Raw genomic sequence first — 17,861 nt, 5'->3', positions numbered from 1 at the left:
CTAACGGGAACAAGCATTCGGCCTTCATGCACTGGCCTTGAGGGTTTTCACCACTTTTGCCTCGACCAATCCCCTGCCTTTTTACCCTTTCCTGTTCTGTGATCTCGACTTTGTCCCTCTGTCGTTTCGTCCTACCCCGCTGTCATCTCGACCGCAGGGAGAGATCTTAAACAGGGATTGGAATGAGCTCCGGCAAAGGAACAACAAGATTTCTCGCTTCGCTTCGATATGACAGCGGGAGTGGGATCTCGGCCTTTGCCCTAACAGGAACAACGAGATTTTTCGCTTCTCTTTGAAATGACAGGGTGAAGGCTGTACACCGGCTTAACCCCCCAGCCTCCACTCACACCTCCCCCGGCGCAATTTTCCCGATCAGTTCCTCCGGCAGCTGCCTGGTGAAGCGGACGTGGATGCTGTAGTCGTCGTACAGGTGCGACGAGACCCGAACCACCCGGCCGACCACCTTGAAGGTGGTCGGGTTGTCATTGACGCCGCAGGCAAATGACAGGTGCAGGTGCCGGGCCAGTAGCGCTCGGGCCGTCGCCTTTTTGCTGATCCGGGCGGCGAAGCAGGCGCCGGCCATCGAGATATTGGTGAGGTCGCCGCGAAAAGCGGCATCGGTCTTCTGCCCTTCGGCGGTCAGGACGGTCGCCGCCACCACCCCCTCCGCCAGATACCTGACGAATTCCCGTTTTTCCATCTTCTTGTTGCGGACGATCTCGTCGACCCGGCCGCTGGCGGTGCAGAAATCGATGAGCTTGTCGAACAGTCCGGGAAATTTGTCGTCCAGTTCCCGGGTGGCGCCACCCTCCAGGCACATCAGGTGGACCTCGGTGTGGGTGACGGCCGAGACTGGGCACAGCGAGATGGTGGTGAAGGTGCAGCCGCCGAGGATGTCGCCGCGTCCCATCTGGGCCAGGATGATATTCTGACCATCCTTGGGGAAAAAGATCGTCACCTGGCCCCTCTCGATCAGAAAGATGCGGTCGCTCCTGGTCCCATGCGAGAACAGCAGCTTCTTCGGCGGCACCACCATCTTCTTCATGCTGTAGAACAGGCCGTTGCGCTCCTCCTCGCTGAGGTTGTCGTACAGCTTGTTCCAGATCGCGAGATGGTCGCGGTCGAAGGCGGCGGTCTTTGCCTCCTCGATCAGGCCGTTGATCTTGATGATCTCGCTGAGGGCCATCGGATCGGCGTCCATGAGCTGATTGCGGAGGATGTCGGCGCGAAGGAAGTCGCGGGCCTTCAGGGCGGTCTCGATCTCGGTGACGAGCCTGCCGACCAGGCGGCGTTTGTCTTCAGCGGAGAGCGAGGCGGAACTGGCGGAAGTCTCGGGCATGGCCTGACCTTTTCAAGAAATTGTTTTTATCCAACATCTTTACAGCAGAGCCCGGAAGTCGACTCCGAGCACCGTTCCCAAACGCCTGGCCATCTCTTTGCCGATGACTCGCTTGCCGTTTTCCATTTCGGAGATGTGCCGCTGCGGTATGCCAGTCTTCTCGGCGAGTTGCCGTTGTGTCAACCCCTCTCGCGTTCGGTAGGCGCGAAGGGCGACAAAGCCACCCTTATCGATCAGATCGGGGAAAACTTCCTCGATACTGTAGGTGCGTTCCTCGCCGGCTTCTATCTTGCGTGCAAACTCCTCGACCTGTGGTGCATTCCTTCGATGGACCTTGAGGCGCAGAGTTATCATCTCGTTATCAATATGGTGCTTTTTCGTGGGTTCCTGCATAGATCACCTCGATAATCCGAGTTTGCCCTTTATCTTCTCTCCAGATCGCCACATAGCAGGGTTTTCCTTTCTTCAAGTGGCAATGGTGCCGACCGTCGGACAGTTTGGAATAGTTAGGCCAATCACCCTGGCCCGGTCCTCTTGCTCCTATTTCACTGACTAACTGAAACAGCACCTCCCGGACTCTCATTGGAAGCCTATCTGCCTGTTTCTTCGCCTTGCCGGTAAACGTAACTGTCCATGTCATATACTATACCATTTTATAGTATCAAGCAAGCTACAGCTCATATTCCTGCATGACCTGCCGATCCCCTCAGCGCCTCGACGACCTTGGCGCATTCCTCGCGGACCACAAAGCACAGGTATTGCCAGAAATTCTCCCCTTCTATCGTCCCAGCGACGATCTCGCCGGGCAGAAAGCGATATCGACATTCTTGTACAATTCTCCCAGACTCCGGGAATATTCGAATTCCTCAGACTGAAACAGTATCTGGAAGATCTTCTGGGCAAACCAGTGGACCTTGTCACCGAAGGTGTACTGAAAAAACAGCTGCGGGAAGGAATATTGCGGGAGGCCGTCCGAGTCTCCTAGGGGATCATCCCCGAAACAATCTCGCCACCTCCGGTGACCAGGCGAGATGGACCTCGACCTCCGTGGCTGGTTCGAGAACACCGCAGCCCGGCGGGAAGAGGATAAAGCACGTCGGCGGCTCCAGCCGCCCCGCCAGTCGAACCTCCAGCCCCTTCGCCGTCATGTTCAACGCACCGGGCTTGATCTGCAGCACCTCCCTGGTTCTGATCTCTACCCGCTGCTGCAGCCGGGCCGACAGAGTCACCGGGGCATAATCCGCCACCCCCTGCAGCTGCAGCAGGGCCGGTCCCACCAGTTCGTTCATCAGGGTCCGGACGGCGCCGGGCGGGCCGGGCAGGCCGAAAAACACCGTCCGCCCCAACCGGCCGACCAGCGTCGAGGCCCCAGGCCGCATCGCCAGCGCGCGTGATACAACCTTGCCTCCGGCCCGGCGGAAGGCATCCTCCAGCAGGTCGTATTTGCCTGGCCCCATGCCGCCGGTACTGATCACTGCATCAAGGGAGGCGGTTTCGATCTTCGCCAGGATCTCGTCCAGGGCCCCGGCCGTATCCGGGACAACCCCCAGATTCACCGGCTCGGCCAGAAACTGACGGATCAATCCCTCGAGCAGATAGCGGTTGGACGAGACCTTCAGGCCCGGCACCAATTGCGCCGCCGATTCGACCAGTTCGCTGCCGGTACAGAAGAAACCGACCCGCGGCCGACGATAAACCTCGATTTCTGTATGGCCGCAGGAAGCCAGTAGAGCAGAATCCTCAGTCTGCAGGATGCTCCCCTGATCAACGAGCAGCTCACCTACGGCGACCTGGCTCCCCTGCCTGTCGATAAAGGTTTTCTTTCGTGCCAGCCCCCGGGCGGACACCAGGACCATGCCGCCATCGACCACACAGTCTTCCTGCGGCACGACCCGCTCGGCCCCGTCCGGGACCATGCCGCCGGTCATGATCCGGCAGGCCTGGCCGGCAGCCAAGACGCGCCGCTGAATGTCCCCGGCCGGCGCCTCGCCGTCGATACGGAACCTTCTGCCATCAACAACGTTGTCCCCACCGGCGCCAACCGCAAAACCGTCACGGGTCGCCTGATCATAACCCGGCTGCGGAACCCTGGCCAGAAGCGGCCGCGAAGCAACCCGACCGGGGGACGCAACGACAGGGCAGATCTCCCCCGACAGCGGGATGATAGTTTCGGCTATGAGTTCATCAACATGTGGAAAAAGGGACATGGCATCACGTAAGATTCTTCCTGCCGGGAAACGACAGCAATTGATGTGTTGGGGCGTCGGCTGTCCGCCCGGAGCGCTGTCACGACAAAACCGTCATTTTCGTTGTTGCGTCCCACGCATTGACAAACTGTCTCTTATGTGCGACAGTATCATCATGAGATACGAGATAGAGACCACCAATATCTTTGATAAATGGCTCGCCGGGATAACAGATGTCCGTCATCGAGCCAGGATTATCAGCCGGCTTGATCATATCCAACTCGGCAATTTTGGCGACCATAAAAACTTGGGTGGGGGTTTATTTGAGCTGCGTTTTTTCTTCGGACCCGGCTTTCGCGCCTACTACACCATCAAGGGTGACAAAGTTGTCATTCTCCTGTGTGGCGGAGATAAATCGCGCCAACAGAAAGACATCGAAAAAGCGAAAATCGTACTAACCGAATTGGAGGCATAAAGATGAAAATAACAACAAGGAAATGGGATACCAGTGAATATCTGGACAGTCCCGAGATGATCCATGAATATCTTAAAGCAGCCTTTGAGCAAGGCGACACCGAATTGTTGATCACCGCCATCGGCAATGTCGCCAAGGCCCAGGGCATGAGCAGTATCGCCCGCAAGAGCAACCTGAGCCGCCAGAACCTCTACAAGGCTCTGTCACCAAACAGCACACCGAAATTCGATACCATCAAAAAGGTCATCGAGGCCCTGGGATGTAAAATGACCTTACTGCAGAATTCCGCTCCGGAGACTGCGGACCATTGACATCATAGAAAACGTGGAAATGACAGGCTTTACTCATATCGTCTTGTATTTGCCTAATATGTTCTCGTGTTTCTCGGAATTTGGCATTCTTTTTCTCGGATTATGGCTTCATAATACTCGGATTTTCCTTATCGACCGAGCCTTTCCCAGATCGAACTTCTGCCTACCTTGTCCTTCCAACCCTATATCCCCAGTCACTTCAAACTTCCCAGCCCGTCACTTCGACCTTCCCCCGCTGTCATCTCGAACGCAGTGAGAGATCTCCAACAGGATCAGATCTCAACGAAAAGACGAGATTTCTCGCTTCGCTTCGAAATGACAGCGGGGGCGGGATCATGGCCTTCGCCCTGCGGGAACAACGAGATTTCTCGCTTCGCTCGACAGCGGGGAAAAACGAAATGACAGATAGTGGCTGACATCGCGACCTTCCCCCGCTGTCATCTCGACCAGCGGGAGAGATCTCATGCAGCCATCATCCGCTCCCAATCCAGCCGGGTCTTGCGCACGAACCGGCCGACCCGGGTGATCCGGCTGCCATTGTCGGTGGTCCAGTGGACGTTGTTCCGGTCGGCGCCGTCCACCATCGTCCGCAGCTTCCAGGCCCGAAACGGCACGTTGCCCCAGCCGATCCGCAGCTGGGCATAAAATATCGGCCACGGCGAATCGAGCTTGATCAGCAGAGCCAGCACGGGGAACAGCGGCTGGGATACTTAGAAATCGAGCTGTTCGACAGTCAGCCCCATGGCCTCGGCTATCTTTTTCAGGCTGGCGCGGCGTGGTTTGGCGCTGTTTTCCATCTGGGCGTAGGCTCCCTGGGTCATGTTCGCCCTTGCCGCAACCTCGGCCTGGGTGAGTCCGAAGTGTTCACGCCAGGCGCGCATCGGTGACCAGTCGTGATCGAAGGTGAGATTGACGACTTCGTTGGGGACAAGGTTTTCCTGGCGGTCGCGACTGGCCAGCCAGTCGGCATACGGCAACACCACGAAGGCGGGGGCACCGTTGCGGTCGTGGATGATCTGGATATCAGTATGTACATTCATCGCGTTTCTTTACCTCCTGGATTTCGACGATGCGCACCTCGCCGTCAAGTCGAACAACACCAGGTAACGACCAGTCCCTCAGCAGGCCGGCCGGGACCTCGGTCTCGGAGGGATCGACGGTGATGACCTCATCCACTGCGTTCCCCCTGGCGATCGACAGCGGGGGAAAGTCGCGATGAAAGGCAACACACTCGAAACGACAAGAATACAACGCCTCCTTCAGGTTTGCCCACAAACACGATTCATCGGCCGAACGAATACGGGTTAATTTCATCATTTTTTACCCACGTTCAACTAATGTGTCCACGCGTCGCCCATATCAGCCAGACAGGATCCAGGGTGTGGCCAGCCTGCTCAAAACTTACCCGGTTCCGAGTGCAGTACCGCGCTGACACGTATTTGATGCTGGTTCTCCAGCCGTTCAATTTCAGGTTTGGACAGCATGCCGTTCGTCACGATAAAAGATTTTTCAAAAAGCGTTCCCGGCCCGGACTGGTCCAGCTGGTTTTTCAGTTGCGCATACTCCGGCCGTTGCCTCTTCGTGTATGTAAGCTGCTCAAAGGCGTGCGGGATATCGCCGGCGCCCTTCAGCTCCACCAACGCTGCAATCTTGCGATTGCGACTTTTGTAGAGATACAAGGCATCGCACTTCGGGTTGTTGTCCGTGAACACACAGCCGTCCAGCACCAGAACTTTGGCCTCCTCACCCCCGCGAACACTCAGGCAGACTTTTTTGCCTTGTTCTTCAAGCGTTAATTCAGACCGGCACAAAGTTTGGCTATTGCCCATGCGCCTGCATTCGCAATGGCTGAACGGGTTCGTGTCAATCATTGCGCCGATTCCATTCGATATCACGCATCCGGTCGTACAAGACATTGATCTGGTTGAAATACGCCAGCAGGGTGTCATCGATCAACCCGCTTTCACTGTCGATCAACGGTCTTTGGGTACTGTTCTCCATCAAGTACACACGAACCTGATCAGCGGGCAGCGGCAGCAGCTTGTCGATTTCATCAACATCCGTCAATCCGCTGCCCAACCGGTGACGTTTCAGATGATTATTCAGTGCTTCAACGACAAAGGGGCTATGGGTCGTCAGGATGAATTGTGTTCGGGTGAAGGTCCGCAGCAAGTCGGCCATCACCCGCTGTTGCCAGGAGGGATGCAGGTGCAGATCCACTTCATCGATCATCACGATGGCTTCAGCGCTCAGCGGGTCTGTCAGATGCGGATTGGCCAGCCCCATGCGCATACTCAGGTCGATGACCAGGCCCAGGAGCGTCTTGTAGCCATCGCTGAGTTGCATCAGGTCCAGCGTTTCACCGTTGATGGTGACGACAAACCGCAGCGGGCTCAGTTCGATGTGGGGATTGCTGATGTCCGGAAAGATGATGCCGATGGCGCGGCGCACAGCATCCAGCTCCGGCAGTGTCACCTCAAAGCTGCGCTGCTCTTTCTGCAGGCGATGCTCTTCATTTTCTTTGTTGTAGAACCAGATGAATGCCAACTTGAAGCTGCTTTGTGCTGCCAACGCCTGGCTGAGTGCTTCCAGCCGTGTGTGTGTTTTCGGAAAGTTTTTCCGGCGCAGCGGCACCTCGAGCACTGCGCGGCTGACCCCATAATACGCCATCATCGGGAGTTGAAACGGCTGACCGGCATTCAGGGGATTTATCACGGTTTCGTCCAGATAGGACTCCAGTGTTTTCAACCCTGTTGCCGGCGGTACAGCTTTGGCCGTGGCCTGGCTTTTGTCCCGCCGCTGGATTCGATCCCACCGCAGACCGGAGGACATTTCAAGGCCGATGCGGGTGTAGGGCGCCAGCAGGTTGTGCTGCTGACGAATATCACCTTGTTTCCTGAAGGTTATGTCGGACACGGATGGAAGGTGCGTCAACACCGCCCCCAGGCCGATAGCGATGCTGTCCAGCACGGAGGTTTTGCCGCTGCCGTTGTTCCCCAGTAAAACCGTGAGCCGGCTGCCCAGCTCGAGATCCAGCTGTTCGCAGGCGCGGAAGTTTTCCAGGGTCAGGTGTTTGAGTTTCATGGGGTATCCCTCTTCAGGCTTTAGCTCATGCCAGGCACTTCAGTCACGTTGGGGCAATCGGCCTGACCGGCAACCCACACTGCAGAAACCAACGGGTTGGCCTGGTCATGGGAACTACAGGCATCATCCAGTTCCAACTTGGGAAGTTCAGAAAAAATGACCTTCATTTCAGTGGATTGAAGATTTCTTCCTTTGGGATTGTTGCTCCAAAAATGGACCTCTCTCCTTTTCCTGGTCGTTTCGAATATTTTTTATCGTTTGAAGGAGTTGCGGAATTTTATCTCGTCAGGTATGAAAAACTGCTTCAGCATTGATATCGGCATAATGATGGGTAAGGATATCGCGCATTCCTTTCGCCTTTTTCCAAACCAGCTGCCTCTTCAATCTGCCTCAGAATCTCCAACGCCAATTCCTTGTCATACATACAAGGCCTCTTTATCGATTCTCTTCTTTAAAAAAGGATTCATGGTATCACGATAGGCAACAATATCGATCGGGCGATGAAACGTTTCTTCCAAATCATATTTCAATCCTGCAAGAAGAAAGAGATCCTGCTTCTGAAGGCGAACCACAATATCTACATCGCTTTCATTGTCATAGTCACCTCGCGCAACGGAACCGAAAACACCGATATCGAGTATCCCGTACTGCTTTGAAAATCTCTTTTTATAAGCACGCAAGCCTTCAAGTATTTCTTTCTGCTTCATCGCCGCCTCAAGATGTCAAAGGTACATATATCTGTTTCATTTTCTCGGCCTCTTTCAATATGCCTTTGCCGCACAAGACCTCCTCCCTCCCGCTACTCTATGATTTGTCCATCAATCCCTCGGATTTGAAATCATATCATAGAGTGTGATGCGTGGTGAATACTAGTATGAACGCGGCGTCAGGCAACCGGCCAAATCGACCGTCCTGCTGTTGAAGTTGCTCGATCGCCATCCCGACCTCCTCCCGGAGGTGCTGACAGCGGGCAGGACGAAAAAAATCAACCGCTCGACGAGGCAGCGCAAAACTCGGCCGGCCGGAGAATGATTTCACCACTGTCATCGCGACCTTCCCTCCCTGTCATCGCGACCTTCCCTCCCTGTCATCTCGACCTTCCCTCCCTGTCATCTCGACCTTCCCTCCCTGTCATCTCGAACGCAGTGAGAGATCTCCTGCCATGAAAAACGAGATTTCTCGCTATCGCTTCGAAATGACAACGGGGGGGGCGGGATCATGATCTTCAACCTTCCGGAAACAAAGAGATTTTTCGCTGGCGCTCAACGAGGCAACACAGTCATCCCTTTATCTCGATCTCATCGCCCCTGCCAATACGTCGGCCTACGATGCTGATGAGCCACCGCGATAATGAAAATATGGTCCTTTTCTATAGAATAAAGGGGCTTATAAGGGAACATATGGAGTAATCCCTTACGAATTTCTCCACATTCAATCGACTACGCCGTGGGGAATTCCGCGATCCGTCTGACTGCCTTTCCGACTTCCTCTTTGAACTTTAAACCAAGCCCAGACATTTGGAGATCATAGAAACTACAGGCATCATCCAGTTCCAACTTGGCAAGTTCAGAAAAAATTACCTTCATTTCAGTGGATTGAAGATTTCTTCCATTGGGATGCCTTTGAGTTTCCCATCTCTATAGGCCTCCAATCTCCTTTCGGCTTCGTCCGCCCATATCTTATCCAATTCAGAGTCAGGTTCATCCAGGCTTTTCAGTAAACCCTCAACGACAATAAACTTTTCGGCCGGATCAAGGTTTAAGGCCTCTTTCAGTATATCTTTGCCGCGCATGACCTCCTCCCTCCCGTTATTCTATGATTAGTCCATCAATCCCTCGGAATTGAAATCATATCATAGAATATGATGCGTGGTGAATACTATAATCTCTCGAAGTGGAGTGTCACGTGAATCTGGGCGGGAGAGCGTAACGCCTGTTCCATCGAGGCCGGTCGGTCGACCTTCCCCCGCCTTGTCGCCCTTATCTGCTCCGTCATCTCGGCCTTCGCCCGCTGTCATCTCGACCTTCCACCGCTGTCATCTTGACCTTCCCCCTCTGTCATCTCGAACGCAGTGAGAGATCTCAAACAGGCATGGAAGCATCCCTGCGTGTCCGTGTGTACAAAGCGTCAGGGGTTGGAGGTATCATATATGTTCAACAGTCAGCATGTGTAATAGTATATATTCAAATAGATGTACGCTTGACGTACAACATAAAACACCTTACAGTCATTTATGATCAAATCATTCCGCTGCAGGGATACACAAGCCCTCTTTGAAGGAAAACGAGTCAGGAAATTCGAATCCTGTTCCGCACAGGCAGAAAAAAGACTCCAGATTTTGGACAATGCCAAGACCATCCATGATTTGATGGCTTTGCCGAGCAATCGCTTCGAGGCATTGACCGGTGACCGTGGCGGGCGATACAGTATTCGCGTCAACCACCAGTGGCGCGTGTGCTTCGAGTGGAAAGACGTTGATGCCTACAACGTTGAAATCGTTGATTACCTCTGAAGGAAATGAACATGGCCAATAAGATGCGCCCAATCCATCCCGGCGAGATCCTGAAAGGTGAACTGGAAGAGCTGAACGTGTCTGCCAACGCCTTGTCGAAAGCGCTGCATGTACCCGCCAACCGGATCACCGCGATATTGAGTGAGCGACGAGGCATCACTGCCGATACAGCCTTACGTCTGGCTCGATTTTTCGGCACCTCGCCCGATTTCTGGATGAATCTGCAAAGCAGTTACGATGTAAAGGTGGCACAGGCTGCGGTGGGCGAAGAGATCGAGAAGACTGTCAAGCCCAGGGACTTTCAGGCTGCGTGATCCGAGGGCGCTGATAGTTCAAAAGTGTAGACGGGGCCAACTGGAACACCACCCAGTTGATTGTGATTTTAATTCATCTTGTCATCCCGTAAATGGCGAGGTGGGGAGAGCACCCCCAAGATATTGAAAAACAACAGCCAGATACTGAAAACTCCGCCCCGAACGAGGAACCCAATCACCGCCCGCCTTTTTGAAAAAGCACGGTCTTGACGGTCCTGAACAAGATGAACAAATCGAGGGCCACCGAAATATTCTTCAGATAGTACAGGTCGTATTCCAGTTTTCTCAGGGCGTCTTCGGTCGAGGCGCCGTAAGGATAACAGACCTGGGCCCAGCCGGTGACCCCGGGTTTCACCGTATGGCGGATATTGTAGTAGGGAATGACCTTCACCAACTCTTCAACAAAAACCGGTCGCTCGGGGCGCGGGCCGACCAGGCTCATTTCGCCTTTGATGACATTCCACAACTGCGGCAGTTCATCGATCCTGGCCTTACGGATGAAGGCGCCGAACCGGGTCACCCGCTGATCGTTGACGGAAGCCCAGACAGCGCCATTCTTCTCGGCATCCTGGCGCATCGAACGGAGCTTGATGACCTTGAATGGCAGGCTGTGTTCCCCAACCCGCTCCTGCAGGTAAAAAACCGGGCCGGCCGATTCAAGTTTGATGATAATGGCCGAAATCAGAATGATCGGCGCGGTCATAACTAAAAGCAGCGCCGAGACAACGAGATCGATGGTTCTCTTTATGGCCCGTTTCAGCCGTGACAGATCAAAACCCTTGGAAAAAAAGATTGTACTGGGATTGAGTTTCTCGGCCAGGATTTTTCCCGCCGCCCCTTCATAAAAGGCAATACCCTGTTCTATCTCCACACCCTGCAATTTGAGTCGCAGGAGATCCTGAACCGGAACTGTGCCCCGCCGGTCATCAGGGGCGACGATGATACGGGCGATTTTCTTGATGTTGACTGTCGCAAGAAACTCCCCCAACTCGGCGAAAACCGGGGCATCGAGGTGGTTGAAATCGGGTCGATCCGGCCCAATGAAAGCCAATATCCTATATATTGCATCTCGTTTATCCTGGACTTCTTTTGCAATGTCGGAGGCAAGTTTGCCGGTGCCGATAATGGCGATATCCTGCACAAACATTCTTTTGCGCAAAACATAGTAATAGGCGGAACGCCAGGCGACAATCGACAGGCAGATAACGAGATACCCCGCCCAGAACTCGGTTATCGGGATTTGCAGACCGGGTACTACGAAATAGATGACACCGAGGATGATGCAGCCGAAACCAAAGGCCTGGGTGATCCGGGTCACGGTGTCGGGGATCGATGTATCCTTGCTCAGGTCATACAGGTCGAAGAAATACAAGCACAACTGAAAGACAATGACGACGATCAACGCCTGCCGGAAACAATCAAAGAAATCAATCCGAAAGATGACGTTTCCCTTGAAGAACCAGTGCACGACCATGATCGACAGCCACATGAGCATACCTTCCCCAAAGAAGAAGCTCATATTCCTGCCGGAATAGTAACGATTGAAGATAATCGGCATACATGCACTCACACGGGAAGATTATCATGGTCATCATGCTGTCAACAAATTACGACTATTCATTATAACAAGGGGATAGGTGTACCTGTCAAGGATTGCACAAGCTTGATGGGGCATCTCCTTGCTAACTGCCGAGTTTTTCGCATTTTTGGATTCAAGAGATCTTGTGAGTCGAAACCTGTTTCTTTTGCCGGCGGCAGAGGACTTTCCCCTTGACGGATGGGCAACTCTCCGAATCACTCCTGTTCCAGAAATGTCTGAAGTAGCAGGAGAAAAAAAGTGCGGAAACTACCTTTAAAAGCTAGTATCAAACAAGAGGATCAAAGTTTTCAGCCTGCAGGCATACTGATCATTTTCAGATAAGGCTCATAACCAAACTGTTAACAGAACGCCCAAGATGCCCATTGATGAGTCGTATACACATACGCCCTGCCACACAGTCCGATCAAGATCCATGGGATACGTATGTGCTCGCACATCCCGCGGGTACGGCCTACCAGCTTTTTGCCTGGGGCAAGGCTGTTGAACAGGCCTACGGCTTCCGGCGGGTGTATTTGCTGGCGGAAGACAGCGGGAAGGTATGCGGCGTATTCCCTTTGATCGATTTCCGCGTTCCGCTGCTGCGTAAACGTTTGATCTCCCTCCCCTATTGTGACGCTGGCGGAATACTTGCCGACAGCGATGCAGTCGCTCACGCACTTTTAGACGAGGCTTTGGTTTCCGCCCGGGAAAAAGGTTCCGACTGTCTGATTCGTTCCGTCTGTCCACTCTCCTTCGCCGGAAACAACCAAACAGAAAAAGTCCGCATGGTACTGGAACTGCCGGAGAGTTCCGAGCGACTGCTGGCGGGATTGAAATCGAAATTGCGCAGCCAGATAAAAAAGCCGGTTCGAGACGGATTGACCGTCAGCATGGGAACCGGAGAACTGGTGCCGGGATTTTATCAAATATTTGCTGAAAACATGCGGGATCTGGGTTCGCCGGTTCACAGCCGTCGATGGATTGAAGCAATAGTCGAGATGTACGGAGAAAGGATCCGGGTTGCCCTGGTGCATACTCCCGACGGGACTCCCGCCGCCGCCGGGATTCTCCTGCTGCATTCGACCACCGTTACAATTCCCTGGGCATCGTCGTTACGCCGGTTTAACCGGTTAAATCCCAATATGCTGCTGTACTGGACATTTCTTGCTTTTGCCGCCGACAACGGATTCAAGCGGTTCGACTTCGGGCGTTCCACACCGGGTGAGGGAACCTGGCTGTTCAAGCAACAGTGGGGCGCCGTTCCGCAACGGCTTTTCTGGTATGAGCCCAAAGCAGCAGGTGAAGAATCGTCGCCAATAAAAGAAATGGAACCGACCGGGCCTTCCAAAAATCGACAACTGGCTGCTGCTCTGTGGAGCAGACTCCCCGAGGCCGGGGCCAACTGGCTTGGTCCCCGGATCAGGAAATATATTTCCCTATGACGCAGAAAGCCGACCTGCTCTTTATCGCCCACCGCATTCCCTATCCCCCCGACAAGGGGGACAAGATCCGCTCCTATCACATGGTGCGGCATCTGGCGAAAAGCTATCGGGTGACGGTGGCCTGCATGATCGACGATCCCGCCGATGTGCGCCATGTCGGTGCGCTCAAAGGGATGGTACATCAGGTTTTCTTTCAGGTGCGCCCGCCCCTGGCGATGAAGGCCCGGGCGGTCGGCGCCCTGTTGACGGGCCGTCCCTGCACCCTGCCGTGTTTCTATTCCCGGGCGCTGCAACGGGAAATCGACGGCTTTCTCGATCGCCGTTCGGTCACAGCGGTGCTGTGCTTCTGTTCTTCCGCCGCCGATTACGTCTTCCGCTCCCGCCACTTGTCGGCGCTGCAACAGGCCGTGCTGCTCGCCGACCTGGTCGATATCGACTCGGAGAAATGGCGGGAATACGCCGCCAGGCAGCGCGGTCCCATGGCCTGGCTTTACCGGCGCGAGGCGCGGTTGCTGCTCCCCTTTGAACAGCGGATCGTCGCGGCATTCGACCGAACCTTTGTGGTCAGTGAGGAGGAAAAGGCCGTGCTGGTCAAATACGGGCCGGTCGACAAGGTCGAAGCCCTCTCCAACGGCGTCGATCTCGACTATTTCTTCCCGGCGCCGGTCTCCGCGACCGATCCGGCGCCGCCGGCGCGGCTGATCTTCTCCGGAGCCATGGATTACTGGCCCAACAGCGAAGGGGCGGTCTGGTTCGCCCGCGAGGTCTTCCCCGTTGTGAAACAGGCTGTTCCGGATGCCGTCTTCTGCATTGCCGGGCGCAACCCGACCGAAGCCGTGCTTGCGCTGAAGAATATCCCCGCTGTCGAAGTCACCGGCACCATCCCCGACATGCGCACCCATCTGGCCGGCGCCACCCTCTGCGTGGTGCCGCTGACGATCGCCCGGGGTATCCAGAACAAGGTGCTCGAAGGGATGGCCATGGGCAAGCCGGTTGTGGCCACAAGCGGCGCGGCGACCGGGCTCAAAGCCGTGATCGGCGAGGACCTCGTCGTCGCCGACGGCGCGGCGGCAATGGCCAGGGCGGTTGTCGACCTGCTGCGCGATCCCGTCCGGCAACGGGCCATCGGCCAAAACGCCCGCGCCTACGTGGAACGCGCCCATTCCTGGGACGCGCATCTGAAACGGTTGGATGAGGTTATTCAAGGCGGTGCTGGGTATAAAGATAGTGCTGAGTGTAAAGGCAGTGCTGAGTGCTGAGTGCTGAGTGCTGAGTGCTGAGTTGCAGGTTGGGTGAGCATTTTACTTAGCACTCAGCACTGCCTTTACACTCAGTCCTGAGCACTCAGTCCTTTTATTGAGGTTTTTCGATGAAAATTCTGCACGTTCTCGACCATAGCCTGCCGCTGCACAGCGGCTACACCTTCCGCAGCCAGAGCCTGTTCCGCGCCCAGCGGGACATGGGATTTGAGCCGGTGATCGTCACCTCGCCCAAGCACGAGGCCGACCTGAAGGGAGAAGCGCCCCGGAGGGAAGAGATCAACGGCTTCACCTATTACCGCAGCGGCGCGACTCCCGGGTTTTCCTTGCCCTTCATCGGTGAAGCCCGGTTGATGCACGTCCTTTCCCGGCGGATTCTGGAGGTCGCCAAGGCCGAGCGCCCCGCCATCATCCACGCCCATTCGCCGGTGCTGAACGCCCTCCCGGCACTGTGGGCCGGGCGCAGGCTCGGGCTGCCGGTGGTCTACGAAATCCGCGCCTTCTGGGAAGATGCCGCCGTCGATCACGGCACCTACGCCGAAGGCTCGTGGAAATACAAGCTGACCCAGCGCATCGAAACCATGGTCTGCACCCGCGCCGACCAGGTGGCGATTCTCTGCGACGGCCTGAAACAGGATCTGGTGCGGCGCCACATCCCCGCCTCGAAGATCACCCCGGTCTTCAACGGCGTTGACATAACGGATTTCCGGCCGGTCCCGCCCGATGCCGAGTATCTGCGCCAGTGGAATCCGGCCGGCAGAAAGGTCATCGGCTTCATCGGCTCCTTCTACCGCTACGAAGGGCTCGACCTGCTGGTGCGCGCCTTCGCCCGCATCGCCAAGGAAGAGCAGGACGCCGTGCTGCTTCTAGTCGGCGGCGGCGAAATGGAAGGAGAGCTGAAGCAGCTGGTCGCCGCCCTTGGACTCGGCAAGCGCGTCATCATGCCCGGCCGCATTCCCCACGAACGGGTGCCCGGGGTCTATTCGATGATCGACGTACTCGCCTATCCCCGCTACTCCATGCGCCTCACCGAGCTGGTCACCCCCCTGAAACCGCTGGAAGCGATGGCCATGGGCAAGGCCCTGGTCGCCTCCGACGTCGGCGGCCACAAGGAGCTGATCCGCCACGGCCAGACCGGCCTGCTCTTCAAAGCCGGCGACGAGGCGGCCCTGGCCGGGGAGCTGAAACACCTTCTGACCGACGGCGAGTTGCGCGAGACCCTGCAACGCCAGGGCCGCGACTGGGTGGCCCGGCACCACACCTGGGAAAAGACCACCGCCGTCTACCACGACATCTACGCCCGCGCCCGCGTCGCGCGAGGGGTGTAAGGTTTTTTGTCCACGGAGCGCACAGGGGAAAGGAGGGCAACACATGAGCCGTTCCCGCCCATTAAACAAACACCTGCGGCAGCGGGTGCTCGACGAGGCCATAGCCCTGTGAAAGACAAAATCGTATATCTAGCGACGGCGATCGACTGTATAAAACTTTCTGCGGATGGTCTTTCGTTATAAGGGAACGGAACAGGCATTCCCCCCAGGATACCCCCGAGTTGGGTGAAAAGTTGGGTGAAACCAGGTATGCCATTCTTTCTCGGATTCAACAAAATCGAGAGATCACCATTGTAAAGCTTGCTCAGGAACTTGGCCTGAGTACAACAGCCGTTGAAAAGCAAATTGGTCTTTTGAAGGAGCAGGGCTACCTCAAACGTGTCGGGCCGGCCAAAGGCGGGCATTGGCAGGTTGTTGTCTGGTTGATTGTGGGTTTTTGATTTTTTTCTGCGATTTCATAATTTTCTGTGGACAAAAAGGCTTTGCGGTAAAGATCTTGGTTTTGCATAGGATAAACGCCGAGGTTATGTGCAAGTATCGGGGAAAGGAATGAAGGTTCAGTAACGGAGGAAACCCAGTTATTGGATTGATAGGCTAATGTTGGATCGCGACGCAGAGCGCGAAGAGAAACTGTAATGCTGGTTCTGGACACGGAGAGTACGGAAACAATTTTGAGGGCATTTTTGAATTAATGCGGAGAGTATCTATGGCAACGGTAAAAGAGCGTATGAAAGAAGTTATTCAGTCGCAACCCGATGATGCCTCATTTGAAGAGATTTTTCGGGAATTGGCTTTTGAGCGTATGGTCAATCGGGGCCTGGTGGATTTTCGTGAAGGGCGGGTTTTGTCCGGGGATGAGTTAGAGCGACGGATTCGTACATGGCAAAAGTAGTCTGGACGGCCGAAGCCGAACGTTGGCTGCGCGATATCCACGATTATATCGCCGAAGACAACCCGCCGGCAGCCGCCAGGGTTATTGCCGGTATTGTCCAGAAGGCAAAAATATTGGCAGATTTTCCAAGGGTTGGCCATTGCTATCGGATGGAACCCGAGGGCGAAATCAGAATCCTCCTTTATGGGCATTACCGGATTGCCTATCTCTGGGCCACCGGGAGGGATGTTGTGATTTTGGGTGTTTTTCATGGAGCACTGGATATCGTGCGGTATTTGCCTTGATTCAAGGTTTCGTTTCCGGATTTTTCCGTGACTTCCGTGGACGGAGCAGGTTTTGCGATAAATGACGGCGAGAGAGGAGGATGACGCTTGGGCCAACTATACTAAAAGCTGCGACAAGAAAAAGAAACGATTCTGACCACCGCTCGCCGGCATCATGCGACGGATGTTCGACTTTTCGGCTCCGTAGCACGTAGCGAAGATCACGACGCCAGCGATGTCGATTTTTTCTGGTCGATTTTCTCCCTGGTTCGACGCTCTTTGACCAAATTGCATTGATTGACGAGCTGTCACGAATCCTCGAACGTAAGGTTGATGTTGTCAGTTTCCGCCCATTAAACAAACACCTGCGGCAGCGGGTGCTCGACGAGGCCAAAGCCCTGTGAAAGACAAAATCGTATATCTAGCGACGGCGATCGACTGTATAAAACTTTCTGCGGATGGTCTTTCGTTATAAGGGAACGGAACAGGCATTCCCCCAGGATACCCCCGAGTTGGTTGAAATGTTGGGTGAAATGTTGGGTGAAATGTTGGGTGAAACCAGGTATGCCATTCTTTCTCGGATTCAACAAAATCCAGAGATCACCACTGTAAAGCTTGCTCAGGAACTTGGCCTGAGTACGACAGCCGTTGAAAAGCAAATTGGTCTTTTGAAGGAGCAGGGCTACCTCAAACGTGTCGGCCCGGCCAAAGGTGGGCATTGGCAGGTTGTCGCTGGATAGATTGCGGTTTTTGATTTTTTTCAATATCTTCAGTTGTTTTGTGGACAGAAAAGGCTTTAAAATGTTCGGATGAAAGCAGGACAAACCGGATTTGCTTTGGAAAATTTACAATCCTTCATTATCCGCCCTTACCACGT

At 54.9% G+C, this 17,861-nt stretch carries 26 protein-coding genes and 1 pseudogene; 15 read left to right on the top strand and 12 right to left on the bottom strand.

All coding sequences use genetic code 11. The features are described from left to right. Positions 1 to 343: 343 nt before the first annotated feature. Together HNQ81_RS03560 and HNQ81_RS03555 are read right to left on the bottom strand one after the other, a co-directional pair. On the bottom strand, positions 344 to 1,339 hold the full coding sequence (locus HNQ81_RS03560) for a Crp/Fnr family transcriptional regulator (protein ID WP_183348382.1): 996 nt from the start codon (positions 1,337 to 1,339) through the stop codon (positions 344 to 346). Between the two features lie 39 nt (positions 1,340 to 1,378). Further along, positions 1,379 to 1,732, bottom strand: a complete 354-nt coding sequence (locus HNQ81_RS03555; RefSeq protein WP_183348380.1) for a helix-turn-helix domain-containing protein — start codon at positions 1,730 to 1,732, stop codon at positions 1,379 to 1,381. A gap of 163 nt (positions 1,733 to 1,895) precedes the next feature. Here HNQ81_RS03555 and HNQ81_RS18025 point away from each other — a divergent pair, with 163 nt between their 5' ends. Further along, positions 1,896 to 2,324 (top strand): nucleotidyltransferase family protein, encoded by a 429-nt coding sequence (locus HNQ81_RS18025; RefSeq protein WP_353740479.1) that lies wholly within the window; start codon positions 1,896 to 1,898, stop codon positions 2,322 to 2,324. A 4-nt stretch (positions 2,325 to 2,328) separates the two neighbouring features. Here the strand turns inward: HNQ81_RS18025 and HNQ81_RS03550 are convergent, their stop codons facing one another. Then, entirely contained in the window at positions 2,329 to 3,546 is a 1,218-nt protein-coding gene (locus HNQ81_RS03550; RefSeq protein ID WP_183348378.1) for a molybdopterin molybdotransferase MoeA, read from the bottom strand. On the opposite strand from HNQ81_RS03550, the gene HNQ81_RS03545 reads away from it, so the two are divergent. Both HNQ81_RS03545 and HNQ81_RS03540 read left to right on the top strand, forming a co-directional pair. Next, positions 3,545 to 4,000 carry a type II toxin-antitoxin system RelE/ParE family toxin gene (locus HNQ81_RS03545; RefSeq protein WP_240191823.1) on the top strand — a complete coding sequence of 152 codons (456 nt, stop codon included), beginning with the start codon at positions 3,545 to 3,547 and terminating at the stop codon, positions 3,998 to 4,000. The genes HNQ81_RS03550 and HNQ81_RS03545 overlap by 2 nt on opposite strands. 2 nt (positions 4,001 to 4,002) lie before the next feature. Further along, entirely contained in the window at positions 4,003 to 4,311 is a 309-nt protein-coding gene (locus HNQ81_RS03540; protein WP_183348375.1) for an addiction module antidote protein, read from the top strand. A 461-nt stretch (positions 4,312 to 4,772) separates the two neighbouring features. On the opposite strand, the gene HNQ81_RS03535 is transcribed toward HNQ81_RS03540, so the two are convergent. The 5 genes from HNQ81_RS03535 to HNQ81_RS03515 all read right to left on the bottom strand — a co-directional run bounded on the left by HNQ81_RS03535 (position 4,773) and on the right by HNQ81_RS03515 (position 7,395). Beyond that, on the bottom strand, positions 4,773 to 5,009 hold the full coding sequence (locus HNQ81_RS03535; RefSeq protein WP_275888864.1) for a sugar transferase: 237 nt from the start codon (positions 5,007 to 5,009) through the stop codon (positions 4,773 to 4,775). Between the two features lie 12 nt (positions 5,010 to 5,021). Next, positions 5,022 to 5,351, bottom strand: a complete 330-nt coding sequence (locus HNQ81_RS03530; RefSeq protein WP_183348371.1) for a helix-turn-helix domain-containing protein — start codon at positions 5,349 to 5,351, stop codon at positions 5,022 to 5,024. Continuing rightward, positions 5,335 to 5,628: a hypothetical protein gene (locus HNQ81_RS03525; RefSeq protein WP_183348369.1), complete on the bottom strand. Its 294-nt coding sequence runs from the start codon at positions 5,626 to 5,628 to the stop codon at positions 5,335 to 5,337. The genes HNQ81_RS03530 and HNQ81_RS03525 overlap by 17 nt, the downstream gene beginning before the upstream one ends. A 77-nt stretch (positions 5,629 to 5,705) precedes the next feature. Continuing rightward, the gene (locus tag HNQ81_RS03520; RefSeq protein WP_183348366.1) at positions 5,706 to 6,182 is read right to left on the bottom strand and encodes a hypothetical protein; all 477 of its coding nucleotides are present in this window, start codon (positions 6,180 to 6,182) and stop codon (positions 5,706 to 5,708) included. Next, the gene (locus tag HNQ81_RS03515; protein ID WP_183348364.1) at positions 6,175 to 7,395 is read right to left on the bottom strand and encodes an AAA family ATPase; all 1,221 of its coding nucleotides are present in this window, start codon (positions 7,393 to 7,395) and stop codon (positions 6,175 to 6,177) included. Before HNQ81_RS03515 ends, HNQ81_RS03520 begins: the two co-directional genes overlap by 8 nt. A 107-nt stretch (positions 7,396 to 7,502) precedes the next feature. Between HNQ81_RS03515 and HNQ81_RS03510 the strand changes: the two genes are divergently transcribed. Continuing rightward, entirely contained in the window at positions 7,503 to 7,709 is a 207-nt protein-coding gene (locus HNQ81_RS03510; RefSeq protein WP_183348669.1) for a hypothetical protein, read from the top strand. On the opposite strand, the gene HNQ81_RS18020 is transcribed toward HNQ81_RS03510, so the two are convergent. Together HNQ81_RS18020 and HNQ81_RS03500 are read right to left on the bottom strand one after the other, a co-directional pair. Then, positions 7,681 to 7,743 carry a hypothetical protein gene (locus HNQ81_RS18020; protein ID WP_205240349.1) on the bottom strand — a complete coding sequence of 21 codons (63 nt, stop codon included), beginning with the start codon at positions 7,741 to 7,743 and terminating at the stop codon, positions 7,681 to 7,683. The genes HNQ81_RS03510 and HNQ81_RS18020 overlap by 29 nt on opposite strands. Positions 7,744 to 7,811: 68 nt before the next feature. Beyond that, positions 7,812 to 8,102 (bottom strand): nucleotidyltransferase family protein, encoded by a 291-nt coding sequence (locus HNQ81_RS03500; RefSeq protein ID WP_183348360.1) that lies wholly within the window; start codon positions 8,100 to 8,102, stop codon positions 7,812 to 7,814. Between the two features lie 178 nt (positions 8,103 to 8,280). Between HNQ81_RS03500 and HNQ81_RS18015 the strand changes: the two are divergent. Beyond that, positions 8,281 to 8,427 (top strand): annotated as a pseudogene (locus tag HNQ81_RS18015) (hypothetical protein); the annotation flags it as partial. 550 nt (positions 8,428 to 8,977) lie between these two features. Here the strand turns inward: HNQ81_RS18015 and HNQ81_RS03495 are convergent. Then, positions 8,978 to 9,187 (bottom strand): addiction module protein, encoded by a 210-nt coding sequence (locus HNQ81_RS03495; RefSeq protein ID WP_183348358.1) that lies wholly within the window; start codon positions 9,185 to 9,187, stop codon positions 8,978 to 8,980. 441 nt (positions 9,188 to 9,628) lie between these two features. On the opposite strand from HNQ81_RS03495, the gene HNQ81_RS03490 reads away from it, so the two are divergent. Both HNQ81_RS03490 and HNQ81_RS03485 read left to right on the top strand, forming a co-directional pair. Further along, a complete protein-coding gene (locus tag HNQ81_RS03490; RefSeq protein ID WP_183348356.1) occupies positions 9,629 to 9,907 on the top strand; it encodes a type II toxin-antitoxin system RelE/ParE family toxin in 279 nt (92 codons plus the stop codon). Positions 9,908 to 9,918: 11 nt separating this feature from the next. After that, positions 9,919 to 10,221 carry a HigA family addiction module antitoxin gene (locus HNQ81_RS03485; RefSeq protein WP_240191824.1) on the top strand — a complete coding sequence of 101 codons (303 nt, stop codon included), beginning with the start codon at positions 9,919 to 9,921 and terminating at the stop codon, positions 10,219 to 10,221. 175 nt (positions 10,222 to 10,396) lie between these two features. Here the strand turns inward: HNQ81_RS03485 and HNQ81_RS03480 are convergent, their stop codons facing one another. Further along, positions 10,397 to 11,779 (bottom strand): TIGR03013 family XrtA/PEP-CTERM system glycosyltransferase, encoded by a 1,383-nt coding sequence (locus HNQ81_RS03480; RefSeq protein WP_183348352.1) that lies wholly within the window; start codon positions 11,777 to 11,779, stop codon positions 10,397 to 10,399. A gap of 467 nt (positions 11,780 to 12,246) precedes the next feature. On the opposite strand from HNQ81_RS03480, the gene HNQ81_RS03475 reads away from it, so the two are divergent. The 8 genes from HNQ81_RS03475 (at position 12,247) to HNQ81_RS03445 (ending at position 17,724) form a co-directional block, all read left to right on the top strand. Continuing rightward, the gene (locus HNQ81_RS03475) at positions 12,247 to 13,242 is read left to right on the top strand and encodes a FemAB family XrtA/PEP-CTERM system-associated protein (RefSeq protein WP_183348350.1); all 996 of its coding nucleotides are present in this window, start codon (positions 12,247 to 12,249) and stop codon (positions 13,240 to 13,242) included. After that, a complete protein-coding gene (locus HNQ81_RS03470) occupies positions 13,239 to 14,501 on the top strand; it encodes a TIGR03087 family PEP-CTERM/XrtA system glycosyltransferase (RefSeq protein ID WP_183348348.1) in 1,263 nt (420 codons plus the stop codon). The genes HNQ81_RS03475 and HNQ81_RS03470 overlap by 4 nt, the downstream gene beginning before the upstream one ends. 110 nt (positions 14,502 to 14,611) lie before the next feature. Next, entirely contained in the window at positions 14,612 to 15,829 is a 1,218-nt protein-coding gene (locus HNQ81_RS03465; protein ID WP_183348347.1) for a TIGR04063 family PEP-CTERM/XrtA system glycosyltransferase, read from the top strand. A 221-nt stretch (positions 15,830 to 16,050) separates the two neighbouring features. Beyond that, complete coding sequence (locus HNQ81_RS03460; protein WP_183348345.1) at positions 16,051 to 16,269, top strand: winged helix-turn-helix domain-containing protein; 219 nt, start codon at positions 16,051 to 16,053, stop codon at positions 16,267 to 16,269. Between the two features lie 266 nt (positions 16,270 to 16,535). Beyond that, the gene (locus tag HNQ81_RS03455; protein ID WP_183348343.1) at positions 16,536 to 16,721 is read left to right on the top strand and encodes a hypothetical protein; all 186 of its coding nucleotides are present in this window, start codon (positions 16,536 to 16,538) and stop codon (positions 16,719 to 16,721) included. Further along, on the top strand, positions 16,709 to 17,005 hold the full coding sequence (locus tag HNQ81_RS03450) for a type II toxin-antitoxin system RelE/ParE family toxin (RefSeq protein WP_183348341.1): 297 nt from the start codon (positions 16,709 to 16,711) through the stop codon (positions 17,003 to 17,005). Before HNQ81_RS03455 ends, HNQ81_RS03450 begins: the two co-directional genes overlap by 13 nt. 108 nt (positions 17,006 to 17,113) lie before the next feature. After that, entirely contained in the window at positions 17,114 to 17,281 is a 168-nt protein-coding gene (locus tag HNQ81_RS18010) for a nucleotidyltransferase domain-containing protein (protein ID WP_353740478.1), read from the top strand. A gap of 224 nt (positions 17,282 to 17,505) precedes the next feature. Next, positions 17,506 to 17,724: a winged helix-turn-helix domain-containing protein gene (locus tag HNQ81_RS03445; RefSeq protein ID WP_240191827.1), complete on the top strand. Its 219-nt coding sequence runs from the start codon at positions 17,506 to 17,508 to the stop codon at positions 17,722 to 17,724. The last annotated feature ends 137 nt before the right edge of the window (positions 17,725 to 17,861 follow it).

Source organism: Desulfoprunum benzoelyticum, from assembly GCF_014201505.1.
Classification (GTDB): domain Bacteria; phylum Desulfobacterota; class Desulfobulbia; order Desulfobulbales; family Desulfocapsaceae; genus Desulfoprunum; species Desulfoprunum benzoelyticum.
Note: the sequence above shows the minus strand (reverse complement) of the source record. Positions and strands in the feature narration are given on the sequence as shown.